At 47.2% G+C, this 23,427-nt stretch carries 22 protein-coding genes and 2 riboswitches; of the genes, 9 read left to right on the top strand and 13 right to left on the bottom strand.

Translation table 11 applies throughout. The features are described from left to right. Positions 1 to 88 precede the first annotated feature (88 nt). Positions 89 to 484: a Spx/MgsR family RNA polymerase-binding regulatory protein gene (locus tag KNP62_RS02955; RefSeq protein WP_012726343.1), complete on the top strand. Its 396-nt coding sequence runs from the start codon at positions 89 to 91 to the stop codon at positions 482 to 484. Positions 485 to 514: 30 nt separating this feature from the next. Here the strand turns inward: KNP62_RS02955 and KNP62_RS02950 are convergent, their stop codons facing one another. The 5 genes from KNP62_RS02950 to KNP62_RS02930 form a co-directional block, all read right to left on the bottom strand. Next, positions 515 to 1,177, bottom strand: coding sequence for a methionine ABC transporter permease (locus tag KNP62_RS02950; protein ID WP_214782909.1), 663 nt, complete (start codon positions 1,175 to 1,177; stop codon positions 515 to 517). Next, the gene (locus KNP62_RS02945) at positions 1,149 to 2,183 is read right to left on the bottom strand and encodes a methionine ABC transporter ATP-binding protein (protein ID WP_214782906.1); all 1,035 of its coding nucleotides are present in this window, start codon (positions 2,181 to 2,183) and stop codon (positions 1,149 to 1,151) included. The genes KNP62_RS02950 and KNP62_RS02945 overlap by 29 nt, the downstream gene beginning before the upstream one ends. 11 nt (positions 2,184 to 2,194) lie before the next feature. After that, the gene (locus tag KNP62_RS02940; RefSeq protein ID WP_214782904.1) at positions 2,195 to 3,016 is read right to left on the bottom strand and encodes a MetQ/NlpA family ABC transporter substrate-binding protein; all 822 of its coding nucleotides are present in this window, start codon (positions 3,014 to 3,016) and stop codon (positions 2,195 to 2,197) included. Positions 3,017 to 3,089: 73 nt separating this feature from the next. Next, positions 3,090 to 3,193, bottom strand: a riboswitch (SAM riboswitch). Positions 3,194 to 3,234: 41 nt separating this feature from the next. Next, positions 3,235 to 4,251 carry an iron-containing alcohol dehydrogenase gene (locus KNP62_RS02935; RefSeq protein ID WP_214782901.1) on the bottom strand — a complete coding sequence of 339 codons (1,017 nt, stop codon included), beginning with the start codon at positions 4,249 to 4,251 and terminating at the stop codon, positions 3,235 to 3,237. Continuing rightward, positions 4,248 to 5,423, bottom strand: a complete 1,176-nt coding sequence (locus tag KNP62_RS02930) for an aminotransferase class I/II-fold pyridoxal phosphate-dependent enzyme (RefSeq protein WP_214782898.1) — start codon at positions 5,421 to 5,423, stop codon at positions 4,248 to 4,250. The genes KNP62_RS02935 and KNP62_RS02930 overlap by 4 nt, the downstream gene beginning before the upstream one ends. A gap of 78 nt (positions 5,424 to 5,501) precedes the next feature. Continuing rightward, positions 5,502 to 5,601, bottom strand: a riboswitch (SAM riboswitch). A 158-nt stretch (positions 5,602 to 5,759) separates the two neighbouring features. Here KNP62_RS02930 and KNP62_RS02925 point away from each other — a divergent pair. From KNP62_RS02925 to KNP62_RS02915, 3 genes are all read left to right on the top strand, one after another. After that, the gene (locus tag KNP62_RS02925) at positions 5,760 to 6,860 is read left to right on the top strand and encodes an AI-2E family transporter (protein WP_214749008.1); all 1,101 of its coding nucleotides are present in this window, start codon (positions 5,760 to 5,762) and stop codon (positions 6,858 to 6,860) included. A 269-nt stretch (positions 6,861 to 7,129) separates the two neighbouring features. Beyond that, positions 7,130 to 8,374, top strand: a complete 1,245-nt coding sequence (locus KNP62_RS02920) for an MDR family MFS transporter (RefSeq protein WP_214782895.1) — start codon at positions 7,130 to 7,132, stop codon at positions 8,372 to 8,374. 145 nt (positions 8,375 to 8,519) lie between these two features. Further along, positions 8,520 to 10,013, top strand: a complete 1,494-nt coding sequence (locus tag KNP62_RS02915; RefSeq protein ID WP_214782892.1) for a peptide MFS transporter — start codon at positions 8,520 to 8,522, stop codon at positions 10,011 to 10,013. Between the two features lie 42 nt (positions 10,014 to 10,055). On the opposite strand, the gene KNP62_RS02910 is transcribed toward KNP62_RS02915, so the two are convergent. Then, positions 10,056 to 11,351, bottom strand: coding sequence for a glutamine synthetase family protein (locus KNP62_RS02910; protein ID WP_214692487.1), 1,296 nt, complete (start codon positions 11,349 to 11,351; stop codon positions 10,056 to 10,058). A 189-nt stretch (positions 11,352 to 11,540) separates the two neighbouring features. On the opposite strand from KNP62_RS02910, the gene KNP62_RS02905 reads away from it, so the two are divergent. Further along, entirely contained in the window at positions 11,541 to 12,581 is a 1,041-nt protein-coding gene (locus tag KNP62_RS02905; RefSeq protein ID WP_214782889.1) for an SDR family oxidoreductase, read from the top strand. A gap of 27 nt (positions 12,582 to 12,608) precedes the next feature. Here the strand turns inward: KNP62_RS02905 and KNP62_RS02900 are convergent, their stop codons facing one another. Together KNP62_RS02900 and KNP62_RS02895 are read right to left on the bottom strand one after the other, a co-directional pair. Then, entirely contained in the window at positions 12,609 to 12,929 is a 321-nt protein-coding gene (locus KNP62_RS02900; protein WP_214782886.1) for a YflT domain-containing protein, read from the bottom strand. Between the two features lie 88 nt (positions 12,930 to 13,017). Next, a complete protein-coding gene (locus KNP62_RS02895) occupies positions 13,018 to 13,236 on the bottom strand; it encodes a hypothetical protein (protein ID WP_214782883.1) in 219 nt (72 codons plus the stop codon). Between the two features lie 84 nt (positions 13,237 to 13,320). Here KNP62_RS02895 and KNP62_RS02890 point away from each other — a divergent pair, with 84 nt between their 5' ends. Together KNP62_RS02890 and KNP62_RS02885 are read left to right on the top strand one after the other, a co-directional pair. Beyond that, a complete protein-coding gene (locus KNP62_RS02890) occupies positions 13,321 to 14,379 on the top strand; it encodes a GTP pyrophosphokinase (RefSeq protein WP_274664382.1) in 1,059 nt (352 codons plus the stop codon). Positions 14,380 to 14,467: 88 nt separating this feature from the next. Then, positions 14,468 to 14,905 (top strand): MarR family winged helix-turn-helix transcriptional regulator, encoded by a 438-nt coding sequence (locus KNP62_RS02885; protein WP_074034413.1) that lies wholly within the window; start codon positions 14,468 to 14,470, stop codon positions 14,903 to 14,905. 91 nt (positions 14,906 to 14,996) lie between these two features. Here KNP62_RS02885 and KNP62_RS02880 read toward each other — a convergent pair whose 3' ends face one another. From KNP62_RS02880 to KNP62_RS02860, 5 genes are all read right to left on the bottom strand, one after another. Beyond that, on the bottom strand, positions 14,997 to 15,644 hold the full coding sequence (locus tag KNP62_RS02880) for a class F sortase (RefSeq protein WP_251125563.1): 648 nt from the start codon (positions 15,642 to 15,644) through the stop codon (positions 14,997 to 14,999). Then, a complete protein-coding gene (locus tag KNP62_RS02875; protein WP_214782880.1) occupies positions 15,589 to 16,386 on the bottom strand; it encodes a DUF4397 domain-containing protein in 798 nt (265 codons plus the stop codon). The genes KNP62_RS02880 and KNP62_RS02875 overlap by 56 nt, the downstream gene beginning before the upstream one ends. 248 nt (positions 16,387 to 16,634) lie before the next feature. Next, positions 16,635 to 17,342 (bottom strand): glycerophosphodiester phosphodiesterase, encoded by a 708-nt coding sequence (locus KNP62_RS02870; protein ID WP_214782877.1) that lies wholly within the window; start codon positions 17,340 to 17,342, stop codon positions 16,635 to 16,637. Next, positions 17,339 to 18,811, bottom strand: coding sequence for a carboxypeptidase M32 (locus KNP62_RS02865; protein WP_214782874.1), 1,473 nt, complete (start codon positions 18,809 to 18,811; stop codon positions 17,339 to 17,341). The genes KNP62_RS02870 and KNP62_RS02865 overlap by 4 nt, the downstream gene beginning before the upstream one ends. A 74-nt stretch (positions 18,812 to 18,885) precedes the next feature. After that, the gene (locus tag KNP62_RS02860; RefSeq protein ID WP_214782871.1) at positions 18,886 to 20,418 is read right to left on the bottom strand and encodes an FAD-dependent oxidoreductase; all 1,533 of its coding nucleotides are present in this window, start codon (positions 20,416 to 20,418) and stop codon (positions 18,886 to 18,888) included. 193 nt (positions 20,419 to 20,611) lie between these two features. Between KNP62_RS02860 and KNP62_RS02855 the strand changes: the two genes are divergently transcribed. Continuing rightward, positions 20,612 to 21,583, top strand: a complete 972-nt coding sequence (locus KNP62_RS02855; protein ID WP_214782868.1) for a D-alanyl-D-alanine carboxypeptidase family protein — start codon at positions 20,612 to 20,614, stop codon at positions 21,581 to 21,583. Positions 21,584 to 21,920: 337 nt separating this feature from the next. Further along, positions 21,921 to 23,402 (top strand): sodium/proline symporter PutP, encoded by a 1,482-nt coding sequence (gene putP, locus KNP62_RS02850; protein ID WP_214782866.1) that lies wholly within the window; start codon positions 21,921 to 21,923, stop codon positions 23,400 to 23,402. Positions 23,403 to 23,427 lie beyond the last annotated feature (25 nt).

Here is a 23,427-nt window from a genome sequence, read left to right as displayed (position 1 = left end):
TATGTGATTTGAAACATAATCACGAAACGTAACGTATAAAAAGAGATAATAGTTAGAACCAAACTGATGTAAAGGAGAAGTGGTTGTCGTGACGGTCACGGTATTCACGCATACGAGCTGCAGTTCTTCCAGAAAAACGATTGATTGGTTGCGGGAACAAAAGATTCCCTTCATCGAAAAGAAATTGACAGACCAAGGCTTATCCTTTGGTGAATTTAAAGAAATGCTAAGTCTGACCGAGAATGGGACGACCGACTTGCTGTCGGTACAGAAGAGCGTCTATAAGCAAGCGGCTGAGAAACTCGACGAGATGTCGATCCGCGAACTGTACAGTTTTGTCGCATCAAACCCTCAAATCCTGAAGAGTCCGATTGTCTTCGACCATCATCGCATCCAGGTCGGTTTCAGTGAGAAAGAGATTCGGACGTTCATTCCTCGGCATGACCGCATCGCTGAACTAAAACGTTTGCTCCACAACGCATAAATCGTGTCGCCTTGGCGACACGATTCTTTTTTAGGCTCGTTTTAATCTAGCTGCCAATCGGATTCCGAATGACTGAATCGATTGAACAAGGAGGATAAGGACAAAAATCGTCACATACATGACTTCCGGTTCGAAACGAAGGTGTCCGTATTGATACGCGATATCTCCAAGCCCACCGGCTCCAACGAGACCTGCCATGGCTGTCGCACCAATCAACCCGATTGTCGCAATCGTCAATCCGAGAACGATGGAAGAACGTGCCTCACGGATGAGGACGTACCAGATAATCTTTCTCGTTGAGATGCCCATCGCCTCATACGCCTCGATGACCCCGCGGTCGACTTCAAGAAGAGCAGACTCCATGAGCCGTGCGATGTATGGGGCGGTGAAGACGATGAGTGGTAGAAGCACACCTTGGACACCAATCGTTGTACCCATGATGAAACGTGTGAACGGCAAGATGAAAAACAAGAGAATGATGAACGGAATCGAACGGATGACGTTGATGACGCTCGATAATCCACCGTACACGAACCGGTTCGCGAGACGCCCGTTCGGTCTCGTCAGTACAAGCAACGTCCCGAGCGGAAGTCCAATCAAGGTCGAGATGAGGAGCGCGATACTCGTCATCGTCAACGTTTGAATCGTCCCCGTCCAAATCAGGTCACCCCAGTCTGTCCAGAACTGTTGCATGGTTCGACACCTCCCTTACGTGTACGCCGCTCGTCTTCAAATAACGGACAGCAAGTTCTGTTTGATCGTGATCCCCGTCAAGGTGAACGAGCAGATTTCCGACAAGACCCGCTTTCAATTTCTTGATCCCGCCTCCGATGATGTTCGGTAAGATCCCGAATCGTTTCGTCAACTGCGCGAGCACCGCTTGCTCCGTTTGACTACCGATGAATGATAAATGAACGAGCGTGCCTCGCGTCTGTAATTCCGACACCACTTCTTCCGGAACATCGAGATTCGTCTTCAAGAACCGCTGCGTCGTTTCGTGTCTCGGGTTTGAGAAGACATCCAACACGTTGCCTTGTTCAATAATTTTCCCATGATCGATGACGGCGACTCGGTCACAGATTCGTTCAATCACTTCCATCTCATGCGTGATCAAGAAGATGGTCAATCCGAGTTCTCGGTTGATCTCGAGCAACAACTCTAAGATCGACTCGGTCGTCTCAGGGTCGAGCGCACTCGTCGACTCGTCGCTGAGGAGGATGTCCGGTTCATGGGCGAGCGCTCGCGCAATGGCGACACGCTGTTTTTGACCGCCTGATAATTGTTCCGGATAATGGTTCCGATGTTCAGATAAACCGACGATGTTGAGATAGCGGTCGACCCGTTCACGGATGACTTGCTTCCCGAGCCCTTCGAGGCGGAGCGGGATGGCGACATTCTCTTCGACGGTCGCGGTCTTTAATAGGTTGTAATGTTGAAAGATCATGCCGATTCGCTGACGTAAATTCGACAGACCTTTTTTCTTTAGCAGCGTGATGTCTTGTCCCTCAATCTCAACGACACCTGTCGTCGGGCGTTCTAATAGATTGATCATCCGGATAAGGGTACTCTTTCCGGCACCGCTTCGGCCGATGATGCCGAAGATCTCCCCTTTTTCGATTGTAAGGGAGACGTCGTCGAGCGCGGTGATCGTATCTCCATTGACGTGAAATTGCTTGGTGATTTGTTTCAGTTCAATCATCGAATCCCTCCTCAGAACGCTGGTACGACAGATCCATTGAATTCCTCTTCGATGAAGGCACGTACTTCATCCGAATGGTAGTAAGACTTCAACGTCTCAACGACCTCATCTTCTTTGTTGGCCGAACGGACAACCACATAGTTCGGATACGGGTTGTCGACCGTGTCCTCATGGAACAGGGCATCCTCGTTGATAGAGAGACCTGCACCCATCGCGAAGTTCGTATTGATGGCTGCAAGGGCCACTTCCGGAAGTTGTGTCGGGAGCTGTGACGCTTCGAGTTCGATGAATTCGAGATTGAGCGGGTTTTCCGCGATATCTCGTTTCGTCGCTTTATCCGTCAGACCTTCTTTTAGTGTGATCAGACCTGCTGTTTCATATAGTCGCAAGGCACGAAGTTCGTTTGCCGGATCGTTCGGGACGGCAACTTTATCTCCTTCTTTTAAATCCTTGATATCTGTCAACTTCTCAGAATAAAGACCCATCGGGAATGCGACCGTTTTGAATACGTCGTCAATTTTATACCCTTTGTCTGACTTTTGAAGTTCGAGGAACGATAACGTCTGGTAACTGTTTACATCAAGGCTTCCCTCGTCGAGTGCCGTGTTCGGTGTGTTGTAATCATTGAATACTTTGATATCGATCTCAAGACCGTCCTCTTTCGCGAGTTCTTGTACTTTCTCCGCAATTTGCTCGTGTGGGCCACCAGTCACGCCGATCGTCAGTTCTTCCGTGCTGAGCGTCTCGCTCGCCTCGGATTGTCCACACGCAGAAAGTGCGATTGCTGCAAGGAATGACGTGCCTGCCAAAAGTGTTTTTTGTTTGATGTTCATGAATAGTTCCTCCTCCAAATGAAAAGCCCGCTACTCACGAAGAGCGGCGGGCACGACAAGTGAAAGTCGGACACGCTCATCTCCCAGACGTCTCGTCTGTTGGAATTAGCACCATGATCATACTGATCTGGTTGCCGGGTTTCATCGGGCCAGTCCCTCCACCACTCTTGATAAGCAAACGGTTTTATTATTTTGTTATTATATTACTGATAAAAGCATTATTTGTAAACTACTTCTTGAAGATTGATGAGAATTTCTTTTAACTGCTCTGAATCTTGAAGATTCCGAATCCCTTGAATCGTGATTTCTTCGACGATCGAAGTGACCAATTCATCGACTTGATCAGGATGAATCCCAAGTTGGGTAAGTGAAGTTGGCGCATCGATGGATTGAAGCCAGTCCTCGAGCAGGAGGGTGTCATCGGATCGAATCAACCGTTCTTGAACAATCAATCCGAAGCCAACCTTGTCTCCGTGTAGCCAATGGTGGGTCGATCCAAAACGACTAAGTGCATTATGAACGGCGTGAGCGACAGCAACACGAGTGCCGGCATCCCCAAACCCACCAACCGCACCACCGATTGCGAGAACATGGTCGACGATATACCGAATGTCCTTACCGTAGCGACGGAAGTCCTGTTCGCGGATTGACAGGTCCATCAATTTACCGCACTGCGCAGCAAGTGATAACCCTGACTGAATCCCTGCATCCTTTGAAGTCGTCCCGCTAATATAACGAGCCTCGAACCACTTTGCGACCGTGTCGATGACGCCAGCCTTGAAATAGTCATAAGGCGAATCACGTAACAGTCGTTCATCTGCGATGACGCGTTCGATGACGACCGGAAACGTGTCATAGCGAATGTAAGACCCTTCCTCACTGTAGATGACGCTGAGTGGTGTGAAGGCTGCACAGTTTGATACGAGTGTCGGGACGACAATGAGCGGGACCGACTGGGTGAATGCAATCCGCTTCGCCGTATCGATCAATTTACCTCCGCCGACGGCAATCCATACGTCGGGTCGATAGGCATTCAAACGATTTATTTCTTCGTCTGTACATTCCCCGTTGAACTGTACACTCGGAAGATTTGCTAGACGAGGGAACACGCGAACCGCTTCACCGTATCCGTTCGATCCTTTCAAAACGAGTGCCTTCCGGTTTCCAATCAACGTATGAAGGTTCTCGAGCGCATCATGCGAATGGTCATATTCGAGCACGGCCTGACGAATCACAAATGTACCTCCTCATAGGCTGCAAACAGTCTCTCAATCCGTTCTACCGCTTCATCAATCTTCTGTTCAGACGATACGAGACCGAAACGGATGTGGTGCTCTCCCTCTGTTCCGAAGAAGTAGCCTGGTGTGACGGCGACTCCCGCCTCGTGGAGTAACTTTGTCGAGAACGATTTTGCATCCCCCTCAGGTACTTTCGCCCATACAAAGAACGAACCCTTCGGTGCCTCAATCTCCCACCCCGCCCGGCGTAACCCATTAATCAATCGGTTTCGTCTTGTTTCGTAAAGTGAGGCTAGGTCATCACGTAAGTCGCGCGGGGATTCTAACGCCACAATCGCTGCCTCTTGAATGGCTGAGAAGACAGACACGTGGACGTGATCTTGATACGTGTTGATGGCTTCAATAATATCGGCATTTCCGACCGCGAACGCGACACGCCACCCCGACATATTGAACGCCTTCGACATCGTGTATACTTCAATTCCAATTTCTTTCGCACCATCTGCCTGAAGAAAGCTCGGGGGAACATAACCGTCGAACCCAATGCTTCCATAAGCGAAATCGTGGACGACCATCACATCATGCTTCTTTGCAAACGCGACGGTCTCTTCAAAGAATGCCGGCGTCGCGACAGCCCCAGTCGGATTGCTCGGGTAGTTCAAATACATGAGCTTTGCGTGTGCCGGGTCGAGTGTTGAATAGTCCGGAAGAAAGCCGTGTTCCTCTTTTAACGTCAAATCGATGATTTCCGCACCTGCGAGCCTCGCTCCAGAGATGTAATCCGGATAACCCGGGTTCGGGAGTAAAATCCCGTCACCTGGTTCGAGAAGACATTGTGGGAGTGTGATCAAACCTGATTTACTACCAATCAAGATGGCGACTTCTCGTTCCGGGTCGAGTTCGACACCATATTCACGAGAGTAAAATGATGCGACCGCTTCTTTCAATCGGGTCTGTCCTCGAAATGGACCGTATTGGTGTGTGGTCGGGTCCGTGATGGCACGTTCGAGCGCCTCACAGATTGGAGCGGGTGTCGGTAAATCGGGTGTCCCTTGCCCGAGTCGGATGACGCTCTTTCCGCTTGCCTCTACCGCTGCGACCTCTTCTGCCAATCCGACGAAGTGTTGCGTCGGTAAAGATTTTAATAACTGTGAACGTCTGTCTGCCATGATTCTTCCTCCTGATACGAAAAAACACCCCTTTCTGAGGAAAGGGGTGCTCAATACAGACGTATGTAGTCAACCACCTTCCCATCTCTCAAGGTCACCTTGCTGGAATTAGCACAGTATTTTGCAATCTGTTGCTGAAGCTTCATCGGGCCAGTCCCTCCGCTTCTCTTGATAGAAAGTGTTATTCGCTATGTAATTTTTGTATGTCCCTAAGTTAACCAGACATTTCCAACGGTGTCAAACATTTTTTTCAAAGTGAACATCTATTGAATCCTTTTCAAAAAACATTCATAGTAAAAGAGTAGAAAAATTATATTTGTATGAGGGGATAGAGCATTGGAGCTTAATCGTCAACTTATTTGGAAACTCAGTGTGATCGGTCTGATTTTACTCGTCTTATGGCGGGTCATCAGTGAACCGGATACCATCTCACGTGTTTTGCAGTACACGTTTCAGTTACTGACCCCAATCATCATGGGGATTGCCATCGCTTTATTACTTAACACCGTACTCTCTTATATTGAAGAACGGTTCCATTTGAAGCGATATCAAGGTCTGCTCATCGTCTATATCACGTTTATCGGGATTTTAGCGATCTCGGTCGTCACGTTGTTCCCGCGGATCTACTCGAGTCTTTCATCACTCATCGAGGAGTTACCCGTCTACATCCGTCAAATCGATGCGTTCTTAGGTGATGTAAACAATTACTTGAAAGACTATAATGCGACGATCGCCCAGGCGATTGATTTTGCACGCTTCGAGGATCGTTATTCCGGATGGGTCGAGACGGCCGTCCTCTCTTCTGTCAGTTATGTCTCTAGTTTCACGATGACATTGATCAACTTCTTGATTGGGATTGTCATCTCCATCTATCTGTTAAAAGACAAAGAAGTCTTCGCTCGCATGTTCAAACGCCTTCTCTACGCGCTCTTACCAGTGGGCACTGCGAAGACGACAATCGATATCTTTCAGGAGATGGACTACATTTTTAAACGATACATCATCGGTAAATCACTCGATTGTCTGATCATCGGTGTTCTCGCTGTCATCGGACTCTTAATCATCGGGGCGCCATACGCGTTACTTCTTGGTGTCATCGTCGGGGTGCTCAATTTTATCCCATACGTCGGTCCGCTACTGGGGATGATCCCAGCGTTTATCATCACTTACTTCTATGATCCGTTCACCGCCGTATTGGTGCTCTTGTTCATCTTCTTGTTGCAGCAATTTGACGGGTTATGGCTCGGGCCGAAGATTTTGGGTGACAGCGTCGGAATCACTCCGTTTTGGGTCATCACATCGATTATCATCGGAGGAAGTCTATTCGGTCTCGTCGGCATGTTTGTGAGCGTTCCGATCACGGCGATGATTCAAGTCGTCTTGTCTAGACTGATTGATTATCGTTTGAATCGAAAAAATTTAAATGAATTACTCTAAATCCTCCCAATAATTTGTTGACACATTGATGAAATGTGTCATACAGTTGAAGAGAAGAACAACAATTAACAGAAAGGAGAGGTTCCCATGTCAGTAGTATCTTCGAAACCATTCATTCAAGTTCATACTGATTGGCAGGCACCTCTTCGATTGATTCATATCTAAGACGCCTGCCTAACTAGGCATGCATAAACAACGTGGGACGTCGTATGCCTTCATGCATATGACGTCCCTTTTGTGTCTAAAATTAAATAAAGCAGGTGACCTGTATGTTTCAATCACTCAAGCAACTCGACCGCAACATTTGGATACGTTTCTTAGGAGAAACGATCACGGGAATCATGATGTTCATGATTGCCCCATTCTTAGTCCTTTATTATAGTGACCAGTTAGACAGCTATCTTCAAGTCGGAATCATCATGGCGACGGGACCAATCATGGCGCTCCTCGGCTCGATGATTGGGGGACGGCTTGCTGATCTATACGGACGCAAACCAATCATGATGATCGCCATCGTTGGTGACGCGCTCGCCCTCATCGGTTTTGCGTTCGCCGACTCGTTTTGGCCGTTGCTCTTACTCAATGCCATGCTCGGCTTGACCAATTCATTGTTCCACCCCGCTGCCAGTGCAATGGTCGCTGATGTCACGGAACCCGAGCATATGAACGAGGCGTTCGGCCTCTTACGAATGGGGCATAACATCGGAGCCGCATTCGGACCGCTTCTCGGGAGTGCGGTACTGTTTATCGACAGGGAGCTCATTTTCTTTGCGGCTGCTTTCATCTTTGGATTATATGCCCTCGTGCTTGGGGCATTTATTCACGAGTCGTTGCCGGAGTTCACGGAAGATGAGACCCCGAGCAACCGTGAAGTGTTGCGCGTATTCTATAACGACCGCGTGTTTCTGATCTTTATCTTTGCGGGTATATTCATATCAATGGGGTTCTCGGTCGTCGAAAGTATGTTGCCGCTCTTTTTGAAAGAGTCGCTCCCGACGTATACGGATCAACAAAACCCATTCCCTTACCTGTTGGCACTTAACGGGATTCTCGTCGTTCTTTTCCAGTTCCCGATTGCATCGAAGCTTGGGAATAAGCCTTTTGGGAAAGTCATGTTTGCTGGAGCTACCGTATTCGGGATTGGGATGGTCTTGATTGCAATCGTCCCGAGAGCATTGTACGCTCTCGACGTTCCTTATCTCCCACTCGTCGGGATTTTACTCGCCGTCTACGCGTTTTACACGTTTGGTGAGATGATCATGTCTCCTGTCCAACAGACATTCATCGCCTTGATTGCGCCAGAGAACATGCGCGGTGCCTACAATGGTGCTGCGAGTGTCCAGTGGCTGATCGGCGGTGTGACGGCACCGATTATCGCGAGTGTCTTCTTCGATCATCGTGCCGGACATATCGCACTGATTTTGATCGGCGGAGCGAGTTGTCTGTCAGGTATTATTTACTGGCAACTCGGACGTCACGTTCAAGCGACAGAAGCAAAGCAAAAATCCGCGTAATCACTCATTGACCACACTCTCTGTTTTTTAGAAAGTGTGGTCTTTTCATTCTTTTCATTCTTATTAAAATTTGAAATTATCATTCAATTCACTTTACAATCATAATAATCCTTTTTATGATAAAACGGTTAAGGAGGGATCTTTCATGGAAAGGATCGATAAACAGACAATCGTGGACAGTGTTCCACAAAAAGGCTTCTTCGGACAACCGAAAGGGTTGTTCACCCTATTCTTCACGGAGTTTTGGGAACGTTTCTCGTACTATGGCATGCGGGCCATCCTCGTATTCTATATGTACTATGAGGTTTCTGAAGGTGGACTCGGACTCGACCGTAATGTCGCGCTGTCCATCATGTCCGTCTATGGTGCGCTCGTTTATATGTCAGGGGTCATTGGGGGATGGCTTGCGGACAGAGTATTCGGGACGTCACGTGCGGTCTTCTACGGTGGTGTGTTCATCATGCTCGGGCACATCGTCCTCTCGATTCCAGGTAGCGTCGTCTTCTTATTCATCTCCATGGCGTTGATTGTTATTGGTACAGGTTTATTGAAACCGAACGTATCAAGCATCGTAGGAGATATGTATAGCGAAACGGATCGCCGTCGCGACGCTGGATTCAGTATCTTCTACATGGGGATCAACTTGGGCGCGTTCATCTCACCGCTCATCGTTGGACAAGTTCAAAAAGACTACGGCTTCCATTGGGGCTTCGCCCTTGCAGCAATCGGGATGTTCGTCGGACTCGTCGTCTTCGTGTTGACACGTAAAACGAACCTTGGCCTTGCTGGTTCATATGTACCGAACCCGTTGTCTCCAGACGAGAAAAAGAAAACGATTCGCATCGTCAGTCTCGTCACGATCGGGATCGCCATTTTGCTCGCGATCTTGATTCCGCTCGGATGGTTCACGATCAACACGTTCATCTCGCTCGTCGGAGTGTTCGGGGTTGCGATTCCGACGATTTACTTTATCATTATGTACCGCAGTCCGAAGACGACAGAGGTCGAGCGTTCGCGCATCATCGCCTATATCCCGCTCTTCATCGCCTCCGTCATGTTCTGGGCGATTCAAGAGCAAGGGGCAACGATCCTTGCGAGTTATGCCGATACACGGACTGACCTTGAATTCTTCGGATTCACATTGTCACCAGCATGGTTCCAGTCGTTGAACCCGCTCTTCATCATTCTGCTCGCACCGGTATTCGCTTGGTTGTGGGTTCGCCTTGGTGACCGTGAGCCGAGTATCCCGACGAAATTCGCTTTCGGGATCTTGTTTGCAGGGATCAGTTTCTTGGTCATCCTACTCCCTGCTTACTTCAGCGGTCCGGATGCCCTCGTCAACCCACTCTGGCTCGTCTTGAGTTACTTTATCGTCGTGTTGGGCGAGTTGAGCTTGTCGCCGGTCGGTTTGTCGGCTACGACTAAACTTGCACCCGCTGCGTTCTCTGCTCAAACGATGTCACTCTGGTTCTTATCGAACGCTGCCGCGCAAGGGATCAATGCCCAGCTCGTCAAGTTCTACTCACCAGAGAATGAGATGCTCTATTTCGGAGTCATCGGCGGGGTCGCCATCATCTTAAGTTTGATTCTGTTCGCACTCGCACCAAAAATCAAAGTATATATGCGCGGAATCCATTAATCATCAAAAACGCCAGCCGATTCGATCGGCTGGCGTCATTTTTTATTTGCGTACTTGAATGAGTGACAAGTAGCGGTCAATCATATTGTGGTTAAAGTAATCATGGAAGTTGTCTTGTTTCAGCGATTGAATCGATTCATGGAATGTCGCAGGAAGAGATGCGATTCCTTGGCTTTCGATTTGTTTCGCTGAATACTCGAACAAGTCGTCCTCGTTCGGCTTAGACGGTTCGAGCTTCTGCTCGATTCCTTCTAAACCAGCGTAAATGAGGGCAGCAAGTGCCAAGTATGGGTTTGCACTCGGGTCAGGGTTTCGGACCTCTACTCGAGTCGCGCTTCCACGAGAAGCCGGGATTCGAATCATCGAACTACGGTTCGATGGACTCCAGCAAATGTTGACCGGTGCCTCGAATCCAGGAACGAGACGCTCATATGACTCAGGAAGCGGATTTGTAAAGATGGCCGTCGCACGGGCATGCTTTAAGATCCCTTCGATGAAATGACGAGCTGTTTGAGAGAGGCCATAATCGGCGTCAGCCTCGTCAAACGCGTTGCTTGTCGCTTTGCCTGCTTCGTCGTTCTTCCATACCGAGATGTTCAAATGCATCCCAGAACCGTTCACGTCACGCAACGGCTTCGGTAAGAACGAGACAGATGCCCCTTTTTCTTTCGCCGCGATCTTGACGATTTCTTTGAAAAACTGAATGTTATCTGCCGTATGGAGCGCATCGTCATATTTGATTCCGATTTCATGTTGTGCCGGAGCGACCTCATGGTGGACCGCTTCGATGTTGAATCCGACATTGCTCAAGCGATTTGCAATATGCTGACGTACTTCGTAACCTTTGTCTTCTGAACGAGTCGAGAAGTAACCGGCCTCATCATAAAACTCTCCATTTTCATCAAAGATGAAGAATTCTGGCTCTGCGCCGACGAAAACCGAGTAGCCATCGCGTGCAGCTCGCTCGAGTGCATCCTTCAACACATTACGTGGGTCGTATTCATATCGCTCACCCTCTGGTGTACAAACATCACAGAAGAACGCCAAAATACTCTCATCACCATCTTGCTCATAACGTGGACGATCTAAATCCGGTCTCAAGAATAAGTCGGAGTTTTTGATGGAAGAGAATCCGTTGATTGAAGAGCCATCAAACATTGTTTTTCCTTCAAAAACCTCTGGCAACAATTTTGCCGAAAGCGTCAAGAGTTTCAAATCACCGAGGACATCTGAAAAGTAGAGATGGATTTGGGTAATATTTTTCTCTTGTACCGTTTTCTCAATTTCTTGTTGCTTTTTTGCTACGTCATCCTTGTCTGTTCCGAATAGATTTGCCATGATTCTTAAAAACCTCACTTCAATGGATTTGACAGGCAAGCTGTCGTTACGCACCTTTCGTACGCTTCTCTATAGTTCATAACCGACTTCGTTTTTTTCTAAACATGAAATTTTGAAAGACGCAAAGTGGCTACATGACGGAAGACTTGATATGATGGATGCAGAATGTCACAGAGAGGGAGAACGCGATTGTATATTTTTATGACTGGTGGAACTGGATTTTTAGGAGGTCGACTCGCCAAAGAGTTGATTGAACGGGGGCATCGGATTTGCATGCTCGCCCGAACACCGGAAAAAGTAAATGCTCAGTTCACGGTGGAAGAAAGAAAATCAATCGATGTGTTGCCTGGCGATTTGACGGCACACGCACTCGGTGCTAATGAACAATTTATCGATTCACATAAAGGAAAAATCGATTTATTCCTACACATGGCAGCACTCGTCAAATTTGATGAAGAGTTACGCGATGAATTGTTTGAAACAAATGTAACGGGGACGAAAGAAGCTCTTCGATTAGCTAAGTTGATTGATGTTCCTCGGTTTTTCCATGTAAGTACCGCCTATACACTCGGGGCAAAAGAAGTCGGCGGCGAGACATTGTATGATGTATCCCAATCCTTTTTAAATCCATATGAAGAGAGTAAGGCACATGCCGAACAGGCTGTCTGGCAATCACGGGATGAACTCGACGTATCCATCTTCCGTCCAGCCATCATCGTTGGTGACTCTAAGACCGGAGAAGCGGATTCAAAGTTCACGATGTATGGCTATATGCGTGCACTCGAGCTGTTCAAACGGAAATTGGAGCGCCGCGGTCATGACTTTGAATCCATCCGTTTAATCGGATCGGCGACGGGTACCTCAAATCTTGTACCCGTCGATTATGTCGCGGACGTACTTCTGGCCGCTATCGAGCATGCGAAAGCGGGCACGATTTACAATGTCACGAATGATAAGCCACCGCACAATGAGATGATGCTTGACTATATGAAAGAGTCGCTCTCTTTCCCGCATTTGACGATCACGGAGACGCCATCGTCTACACTCAGCTCTGTCGAACAGTCATTTAACGACATGGTGAAAGTATTCAATCCTTATTTGAATCGAAACATCACCTTCCATGATGAAAACACAAAACAATTGTTAAAAGATGCGGGATTCTCTCCACTTCGACTTGACCAGCAGTCGTTGCGACGAATCGTGAATGCCTATTATCAAACAAAACACTAAAAAATGGACCGGGCTTCCGGTCCATTGTCATTTATCACAGACTAATACGATTTTTCCATCTTTGATTTCGCGCTCGAGTGAGTCGACCATCTCTTTCGTAAGACCGAGGCTTTCCATCTGTTCCATGCGATCTTCCGAGTTGCTCGTGAATTTCGAGAGCAACGATTCGAACATTCCCTTTTCCGGGATGCGGTACGGTTGGATACCAGCTTCCGCTGCCAGTCGAATCGTCAGTTCTTCATCTTTAGCAAACAAATAGATGTGTTCGTTCACACACCCACCTGAGACCATCTCGTTCACTTCATGGTCTACCGTTGTCATATCATTTACTACCCTTGTCTCTAACATGCACCATCCTCCTAAACGTTCACAGTCGTGGTTTTCACTGTTTTTGTTATTCCCGAAAAATGAGGTAGTAAACATAAATCGTCATCGGTTAATCATGAAAAGTCCATTCTTCCACATCAAAATGCTGCACGATTCCTCCGATGCGCTCACGTTCCCCTTCCATGGTGACACGACCCAATAATCGCGCGGTCACAACGAATTGATTCCCATCTTCTCGGATACGCGATATCCGGTAATCCGCCTGTTGCAATAAACCAGCGATGATCTCCAGCTTTTCTCTCTCGGATGACCGAAATGTATGGTTCATATTCATTCCCCCTCTGTATATATGCTACCATATCGTTTCATGATGTAGATGATATACTAAAGACAGCGAAAAGGAGTGAGTGACGTGCCTAAACAAGATCTGAATACAATCATGCTGGAATATTTGAATGAAAAAGAAGATTATGAAGCGTTTGCCACAAAACTGAAAGCGCTCCTCAGTGAATTATTGACGGAAGCCGGGATCCAGTTTCATTCGATTGTCGCCCGAGCGAAAGAAGCGGATAGTCTCTATGCCAAACTCTCGCGTAAACCATACCAATACCGTTCGTTACGCGACGTCCAAGACCTCGCCGGGATTCGGATCGTTACTTACTTTCATGATGATGTTCGAGCAGTCGCACAAATATTAGAGGATGAGTTTACCATTGATCGAGAACAATCGATTGATAAATCGACTCTACTCGATGCGAATGAGTTCGGTTATTTATCGGTGCACTACGTCGTGGAACTAAGCGAGAAAAGACTTGCACTCGGGGAGTACCGACGCTTTGCAGAAAAAGAAGCGGAGATTCAGGTCCGTTCGATTCTACAACATGCCTGGGCTGAAATTGAGCATGATCTCGGTTACAAAAATCCAAATGCCGTCCCTCCTGAAATCAAGCGTAGTTTCAGTCGTGTCGCCGGGCTTCTCGAGATTGCTGACTCTGAGTTTGTGAACATCCGTAAACAACTAAGGACATTTGAACAAGAAACAGTTGAACAAATCCTCGATTCTCCTGAGAAAGTAGCCATTACTCGGGACAATTTAAACTATTATATTGCCAACGACCAAACCGTTGAAAAATTGGATCAAGCCATCTTCCAAAGCGAATGGTTACTCGAAACTGATCTTTCGGCAATCGTGGAACTGACTCGGATGTTCCATTATGCAGATATTCGAACGTTCAAAGATTTGAACGACACGCTTTCGACCTACTTCACGCAAGCCATTCAATGTGCGACCTTACTCCCTTCTTCCCTTTTACCAAGACAAGGGATGGGTGTCGTCTATGCCGTCCTGGCCAAACTATTGGCAGAAGGTGATGATCCGCAGATTGAATTCTTCTTTAGACGTTTCTATCCAGATTTGAAACATTATGAGGAAATCATTCAACAAATCCGTTCAAAAGACGAGCCTTTATAACTTTACAGACAACATGTTTTTAATGTAGAATGTTTCTATGTTCTGAAGTATATATGAATAATATTATCACTAGGAGGTAGTTTCGAGGATGACAACACCTGTACCAACTGCTTCACGTCGTCAGCTCGTCGCTGATGCTGAACGTGGAATCCGGATGAACTATCGCGGAGTGAAAAAAAATCTCCGTTCGATGTTCTCACAATATTTGACTCGTAATGAATTCTTCATTCTACGTTCTCTTTGTCAACAGAGTCCTCAAATCGCCTCTGCTTTGTCGAATGAGTTTCAATTTTCAGCTTCAATGATTACAGCACTCGCTGATGAGTTGACGAAGAAAGGATTAATCTCTCGTGAACGCAGTGAACGAGACCGCCGTGTCGTCGAACTTCAAGCGACAGACGAAGGTCGCGAGTTGTTCGAGACGTTAGAGAGCATGAAAATTGAATACTTGATGGATGTATTTACTGATTTCTCTGATGAAGAACTCATTTTACTCTCGAAATTATTAGACCGCATGGATGCTTAATCCATGAACAGACCTCAGCCGATGGTTGGGGTCTATTTTTTATGAAACATGAAAAAGGAGATGCAAAACGTTTGTTTGCATCTCCTTGCTGTCAGTTTGTTTCAATCAGGTGTGCCGTGACGACAATCCGGTCACGATACCCAAGATTTTCATCGTATGGCCCTGCACATGTAATCAGTTGAATCCGTTTCGCCTGAGTCGCCGCAAAGATTGATGCAAGCGGGACTTGATCAAGGCGATATTGCTTCACACTGACTACTTCATACGTTGCGACTTGACCTTCCGTCTGGAGCGTCACCAGTTCTCCTAGCGGAAGTTGACCAAGATTTGCAAAGATGGCGGGACCGTTCAAGTCATCAAGATGACCCGACAAGACGACGTTTCCAGTCGCCCCTGCTTTCGCACCATACTGATACCAACCGACTTGATCCACTTTAGACGGTGTATCCATTCGACCAGCCTCATCTTTCCCGACCGCTTCAATCGATGCGTCGACATCAATTGATGGAATGACGAGTCGTTTCGGGATAAAACTTTTCGAATGAAACAATTGTCTGTCGACCTGTTTAGAGGTCAAGACGAGTGGTTCAGCGAATTCGGCCGTCGGCATGACAAATGGTTTGTCTGGCGCTTCAGCTTGAGCGCCCGTCACTAGAAAAGTGATGGTACCTAGAAAGAACAGCTTAAGCGTCTTGCTTCTGACGACGAAAGACGAAGAATCCAGCCGCTGCTGCTCCAACTACTGCTGCTGCGAGCAACCAGTTCATTGACGCTGTTTGAGCGAGGCCACCTTGTCCTGTTTCAGGGGCCATCGCCATTTCTCCACCATCAGCGGCAAGGAGTACTTCAAACGCTGGTTCTCCTTCAAGGAGTCCGATTGCGAATGCTGTATAGTTCTTACCACCTTCGAGTGCAACTCCGTCAAGTGCTTTCACGACATCCGTTGCTCCTGCTGGACGAACTTCAAGGTCATACGTACCAGCATCGAGTGTGCCATAATCACTTACTGCTTTGAACTCGAGGTTCGAGAAGAGTGGGTCTCCACCTTTAGGTGCGACATCCACTGCTGGCGCATCTGGTGCAAAGTGTGCGACGCGGACTTTTGATTTACCGTCTTCGAAGTTCGCATCATCTTCCATTGCAGCGATTTCGATGTTTTCAAGTTGACCGATCGCAGCAGCTGTGTAGAATTTGCCTGCTTCGATTGAAAGGTCTGCTGCGACGACGACTGTTTCTGCGTCACCTGCTGGCTTGATTTCAACGTTGTAATCCCCTGCAGGAAGTGTCAAGTAGTCAGTGAGATCCTTGAACTCTGCTCCCTCGACCGCGACTTCCCCATCCACATACACGTCAACTGCCGGTGCATCAGGTGAAGCATGTAGCACACGGACCATCGCATTTTCATGTCCATCGGCGCTAACCGGTAGGATGAAAGCGAAGGCCAGTGCTAGTGTACCCAGTAAAGACATCAACTTCTTCATGTGAAATTTCCTCCTTTTGTCTACGGTAACCTACGACTTGCATACAACAAGTGTGATGCAGTGCTACATGGTGTGCTACATCTGATTGCTATGTAGCTCGGTGACATCTTAAACTTAAGACAATCCGACAATGACGTAAAGGGGACACTATGTCCTGAATGTGCTCCAATATGCTAGCGCATGAAAGCGCAACCTTTACATTATTGTAGATTCCCAATCTCGACAAAGTAAAACCCTTTAGTCTGTGACTAAAGGGTTTTACTTGCCCATTCGATATCATTGACGAAAATGGCGTCGACTTGTAACGCTCGGCAGCGATCGAGTTGTGCCTCTGTCTTAATCGTATAGGGTCTGACGGGCATACCATGTCGTTGCAACGATTGAATCTCCTCATTCGTGATGCGATCGATATGCGGATGAACTGAATCGGCACCAACCGATTCCAAATATCCTACGATGTCATATAGTGGCTGTGCGAGTAAGATGGCCGCCTCGATGTCTGGTCTCATCTTTTTCAATCGGTGAACTGTCTCGTGATTGAATGAAGAAAAGAGGATACGAGACGGGTTGATGCCCGACGACTCGATTGTATCGAGCAACCGAGATTCGATGCCAACGTATCGTAGCACATCCGTCTTCACTTCAAGATTTAATCGAATCGATTCACCTCTCACAAGTTCGAGAAGTTCTTGTAATGTCGGGATGACCTCTTGTTGAGAAGATCGAACTCCGGCGTTAAATCTTCTCAATTCGTCGAGTGTGTATGAAGACACCAACCCGCTCCCGTTCGTCGTACGTTCCAAGGTCTCATCATGAATGAGAACAAGCTCACCATCTTTGGTCAAGTGAACATCAGTTTCGATTCCATCTGCCCCCGTATCCAGTGCGAGCCTGAACGCCGACATCGTATTCTCCGGTTGTAGTGCCATCACACCACGGTGCGCGAACCGTTTCATTTGGACACAGTCTGATACTTGTCCGTCAAATAGCGAACGAGAGGTTGAACCGAGATTTCTTGCCCCGTCACTTTTTGGATGAGTTCATTCGGTGTCAGACGTTTTCCATATTGATGAACGTTTTCTTGTAACCAGGCTTTGATTGGCTCAATCTCACCATCTTGAATTAGTGTCTCAAATTGAGGTAGGTCTGTTTTCAATGCCTCCGTCAACTGAGCTGCATAAATGAGGCCGAGCGCATAACTTGGGAAGTATCCGAACGAACCACCCGCCCAATGTACATCTTGAAGTACGCCTTTAGCGTTTGTTGGAACATCGAGTCCGAGATACTCTTTATACTTCTCATTCCACGCGGCCGGAAGCTCGTCGACGGATAACGTTCCTTGAATGAGTGCTTTCTCGAGTTCATAGCGGATGATGATGTGCAGGCTATACGTCAGTTCATCCGCTTCGATTCGGATAAGTGAAGGTTTTGCCTCGTTTACTCCACGATAGAACGTATCAAAATCGATGTCACCATATACCGGGTAGAGCTCTTGGAGTTTCGGATAGACGCGGCGCAAGAACGCCTCACTCCGACCAATAAAGTTTTCAAAGAAGAGCGACTGTGATTCATGGATTCCCATCGATGCGCCACCGCCTAGCCCGAGCTCGTCAAGCATTGGGTCGATTTGTTGTTCATACGTCGCGTGCCCTGCCTCGTGCATCGTTCCGAACAAGGCATTACGGAAATCAGCCTCATCATATTTCGTCGTGATTCGTACGTCGCGACGGTTGATCGTGATCTCAAACGGGTGCACCGTTGCGTCGAGACGACCACGGGACAAATCGTATGCAACGACATTCATCCAGTCATGACAAATCTTTTCTTGAATGTCTGCCGGCATCGACCAATCTAGTGAAAGTGACTCTTTTGGAAGCTGTTGAATGAGCGGCACCAGCTCGTCTCGGAGAGAAGCGAACAGCTGATCTAACAATTCGACGGTCATCCCAGGCTCATAGTCATAAAGCAGGGCATCGTATGGATGCTTTTCATAGCCAAAATATTCCGCAAATTTTTGTTGGAATCCTATGATCTTTTTCAAATATGGAGCAAACATGTCCCAATCGTTTTGATTCTTTGCTTTCTCCCAAGCCGTTTCCGCTTCAGATACGAGCGTCACGTACGCTTGATACTCATCATGAGGAATCTTTGCGTTTCGTTCATATTGCGTTTTTGCGATTTCAAGCGAACGCGATTCGACTTCAGACAGTCCACCTTCTTCAGACATGCGTCCTAATAAAGAAGCAAACGACTCGCTCGTTTGTCGTTTGAACGCCTCGGTCGACAAATATCCGATTGTTTCCGCACGAAGCGGTGCTGACTGTTCCGGCATCTGAGTACGCATATCCCAATATAAGAGAGAGATTGCTTCATCGAACGCACGCAATTGCTTAAAATGTTCACGCCATTCTTTTGTTAGTTCCATCTGTCATTCACCCCTATGTGTTGTTCTGTTCTCTTTCTACTTTATTATAGCTGTCAACCTTTGCCTATACTAGTTTACAAATCTTCTCGCATCTTGTAGGGAAGTGGTTTTGTCGCAGGACCTTCTAGGACGGCTCCTTTAGCATCAAAACGAGACCCATGACAGGGACAGTCCCAAGTCCGTTCCGCATTGTTCCATTTCACCGTACAACCGAGATGGGTGCATGTCAGATTGACTATGTGACAATGGTTGTCTAAATCTCGATACACTCCTTTTGTCTGATGGTCCACTCGCACGATTCCGCCTTCATCTAGTTGAAGCTCCTCAACACCCCTGCGTTCGAGTACGCGTTCCGCGGTTCCTTTTGCGAATTGTGTCGCCGTATCGAGATTGGTTTTAACAAATGAGCCGACATCCGTTGGTTTGATGGTTTTCCGAAGTGGAGACACCAACTCCGAAAATCGATTCGACTGACCGGTAAGTTGATCTGCGAGTAAATTCCCCGCTGCAATCCCATTAGTCATCCCCCATTTTAGAAATCCTGTAGCTAGTAAGATGTCTGGTTCCCGTTTGAACATTTGCCCGACATAGGGAAGCGAGTCCAACGTGATGAGATCTTGAGAAGACCAGCGATACGACGCCCGATTCGTCCCAAAATAATGTTGGGCATCGCGCTCAAGATGATCATAACGATTTCGTGTATCCGTGACCTGTCCCGCTGTATGTCCTTCTCCACCAATTAATAAATATGTTTTTCCATCATCGACATATGACCGATACGATCGACTGTTTTGGTCAACACTTAAATACATCCCTTTCAGCGGAGCTGTATCCGTTTCACAAGCGACGATATAGGAGCGCTCTACTGAAAATTTTGACACGTATAGGCCGCGTAGGTCATTGAATGGATAATGGGTCGCAATCACGACCTGATTGGCCTGAACCCGTCTTCCTGTAGCAGTCGTGACAATAGGGCGTGGACCTTGACTTACGTCTAGCGCCCTCGTCTGTTCATAAATCCTTCCACCCAGCCGGACGAATCGATCTGCCAATTCACGTAAATACTTGACTGGGTGGAACTGTGCTTGCTTTCGTATTACGAGCGCTTGATCAATTGGAAAGGGAAGCGTGTTTCTGACTTCCTCCGTCGCCTCCCCTCCGTCAAGTTTCAACCGACGATAAGCATCTAGTTCTCTGGACAGTTCTTCACTCGGTTCCGTTGAATATAAAAACGAGTCTTCTATCGAATAGTCACATTCAAATCCTTCATCGATTTGCTTTTGGAGATAGACGAGTGCCTCTGCGTTAAATTCGTAGTATAGTCGGGCAGTCGTTTCATCGAAATGTCGAATCAGCTTCTGATATATCGCTCCGTGTTGGACAGAACACTTCGCCGTCGTGTGTCCTGTCGTGCCGTGTCCAATCTCTAGCGCTTCTAGGAGCGTTACTTGTTTTCCTCGCTTTTGAAGTTCATAGGCACAGACTAGCCCGGCGATTCCGGCTCCGATGACCACGACATCAGATGATTCCGAAGCGGTTAACGGTGGATAAAGTGTCCCTGTGTCATGTTGTCGCCAGATGGAGTTCGTGAACGGATAACGTTGCATGGCTTATTCCCCTCTCAAAAATGGCATTCTTACCTCTATACCCGATACACCATCGTTTCATCATCAATCATTGACCTAGTTCTTTATTTTATTGGCGCAATAAATATGCGTTTTCTATTATCTTTATAGAGTAACGATAAAGGAGGGACTTGTTTTGACCCGTAGAAGGAGACACCGAAGAAGAACGTACATCATGCGAAGAATGGTTGCAGCGGTAGTGTTGCTTGGAATCGTCGCACTGATCCCGACATTGGTCGGATTTAAGCAGGATAAAGAAGCACCAACACCCGCTGAAACTGCGGCTCCCAAAGTGGAACCGATGAAGCAAGGTCCCGTGTTCCCCGACATCAAGATGGGAACTTGGCACCCAAGTGAAACGATGTTACTCCATAACGAGGACATTTCAGTCGGTGCGATGACTTTCGTAAATGTGGACAAACAGGAAATCTTGATTGATAAAAATGCTGACGACCGTGTCTTCCCAGCCAGCACGACAAAACTGATGACGGCTTTACTCGCTTACGAGAAAGCAGCGGCGGCAAACGAACTCGACCAGCCGCTCATTTCGATCCAGACCTCAACACTCGACATCCCTTGGGATAGCCACATCGCGCATCTCGAGATTGGTGATGCATTAACGGTACGCCAGGCGCTATACGCCACGCTTCTTGAATCAGGGAATGATGCCGCAAACAGCCTGGCAGAGTATACGAGCGGTTCGACCGAAGCATTCGTTCAATTGATGAATGAACGGGCAAAAGTTCTTGGATTGACAGGTACCCACTTTGTGAATGCTCACGGTTATTCTGATCCAAATCACTACACGACGGCGAACGATATGGCAAAAATCGCATACGCATTTAGTACATATCCTGAACTCGTTGAGATTGCTGGTACATATGAATTTAAAGCAGAATTCAATGACAAAGACGGAAATGGCAAACGACGCTGGTGGTATCACCTCGGCTCATCCGTCAATGAGAGAAGTATCCACTACTCAAAGTATGTGACCGCTACGAAAACGGGGTATACCGATGAGTCGGGCTATACGATGGTGTTTATCATGAAACATCAAAACGAGACGTATATCTTGGTCACGATGCAGGCAAAATCCGGTCAAACTTTCCCGACGATGCGTCTGGTCGAAGAGAAGGCTTTTCAATAATGTAAGAAAAGGGCATGTAAATCCATGCTCTTTTTTCGTTTTTTCTGAAAAAACATCGCCTAATGTTACAGTAGTGTTACAACAGGAAGTCCTCAACATTTCAAATATTCAGAATATTTAAACTTTTTAACGGCTGATTTTCGCTCTTATCCGTTGATACGACGGGCTTTAGAGCCATTTTTTTGAAAAGGTGACAGTTTGCAATCATTTAAATCGTTCGGTAAGGTAAGACACAAGTTCGCCTTTTCAACTTTTGTTATTGACTGTGTGATGTGTTCACACAATCGCGAACGAGTTTAATCAAATAGATTTTCTTAACTTAATAGGAGGTAATTCAATGCTATGGCAAGAATGGGTATCAATCGCGCTTTATCTCGTGATGATGCTTCTTATCGGATACGTTGCGTATAAACGAACGACCGATTCATCAGATTATATGTTAGGTGGCCGTAAAATGGGGCCAGGAGTTACAGCCATGTCAGCCGGAGCTTCGGATATGAGTGGTTGGATGTTAATGGGACTACCGGGTGCAATGTACGCAACTGGACTATCAGCAATTTGGTTAGCCGTTGGATTGGTCATCGGAGCTTACTTGAACTACTTGTTAGTTGCTCCACGACTTCGCGTCTTCACAGAGATGGCGAACGATTCGATTACGATTCCAGACTTTTTAGAGAATCGGTTCCGAGATCACTCGAACTGGCTACGGATCCTATCTGCATCCGTCATCATCATCTTCTTTACGTTCTATACGTCAGCTGGACTCGTTTCTGGCGGGAAGTTGTTTGAAAGCTCATTCGGATTAAACTATCAGACAGGTGTCATCGTTACAATTAGTGTCGTGATCTTGTATACCCTCTTCGGTGGGTTCACGGCAGTTAGTTGGACAGACTTCGCACAAGGTGTCATCATGTTCTTGGCACTCGTGCTCGTTCCATTTGTTGCTTTGACGGATCTCGGTGGAGTAGACACTGCTGTCAACTCTGCAACGACAATTAATGCCGACTTGTTTGATCTCTTCAAAGGGACAACGACACTCGGGATTATCGGTCTCCTCGCTTGGGGACTTGGCTACTTTGGTCAGCCACACATCATTGTTCGCTTTATGGCCATCCGTGATGTGAAATCATTGAAAACAGCACGTCGTATCGGAATGAGCTGGATGACCGTATCGATCATCGGTGCAGTCATGACAGGTTTCGTCGGAATCGCTTATTTCCGTGGACAAGGAAATCCACTCGGTGACCCGGAAACAGTCTTCATTCAATTCTCAGAAGTCTTGTTCCACCCGTTCATCACTGGATTCTTGTTAGCCGCAATTCTTGCTGCAGTTATGTCGACTGTATCATCACAATTGCTTGTTACTTCATCTGCTTTGACAGAAGACTTCTATCGTAAGTTTTTCAACAAAGAAGCAAGTGAAAAAACAATGGTACGTGCTGGACGTATCGGTGTCTTGCTCGTCGGATTTGTGGCGACGCTTATGTCACTCAACCCATCTAGTACAATCTTGACACTTGTTGGTTATGCTTGGGCCGGTTTCGGTTCTGCATTCGGACCAGCAATCCTTTTATCACTCTACTGGAGCAAGATGACACGCCAAGGTGCCCTCGCTGGTATTCTTGTAGGTGCCATCACCGTTATCCTTTGGATCGTGACTGGACTTTCAACTGTCCTTTACGAAATGGTTCCTGGCTTCTTCTTAAGTATGTTGGCAATCGTACTTGTCAGTAACTTTACAAGCCAGAAAGAACAGAAGCGCATCAACCGTGAATTCGGTGAAATGGAAGCTGAATTGGCAGCTGCGAAAAAAGAATAATACAGATCAATTTAAAAACTCGGTC

The organism is Exiguobacterium sp. s183 (assembly GCF_018617655.1).
Taxonomy (GTDB): Bacteria; Bacillota; Bacilli; order Exiguobacteriales; family Exiguobacteriaceae; genus Exiguobacterium; species Exiguobacterium aestuarii_A.
The sequence above is the reverse complement of the archived record's forward strand: the minus strand, read 5'-3'. Positions and strand labels throughout refer to the sequence as shown.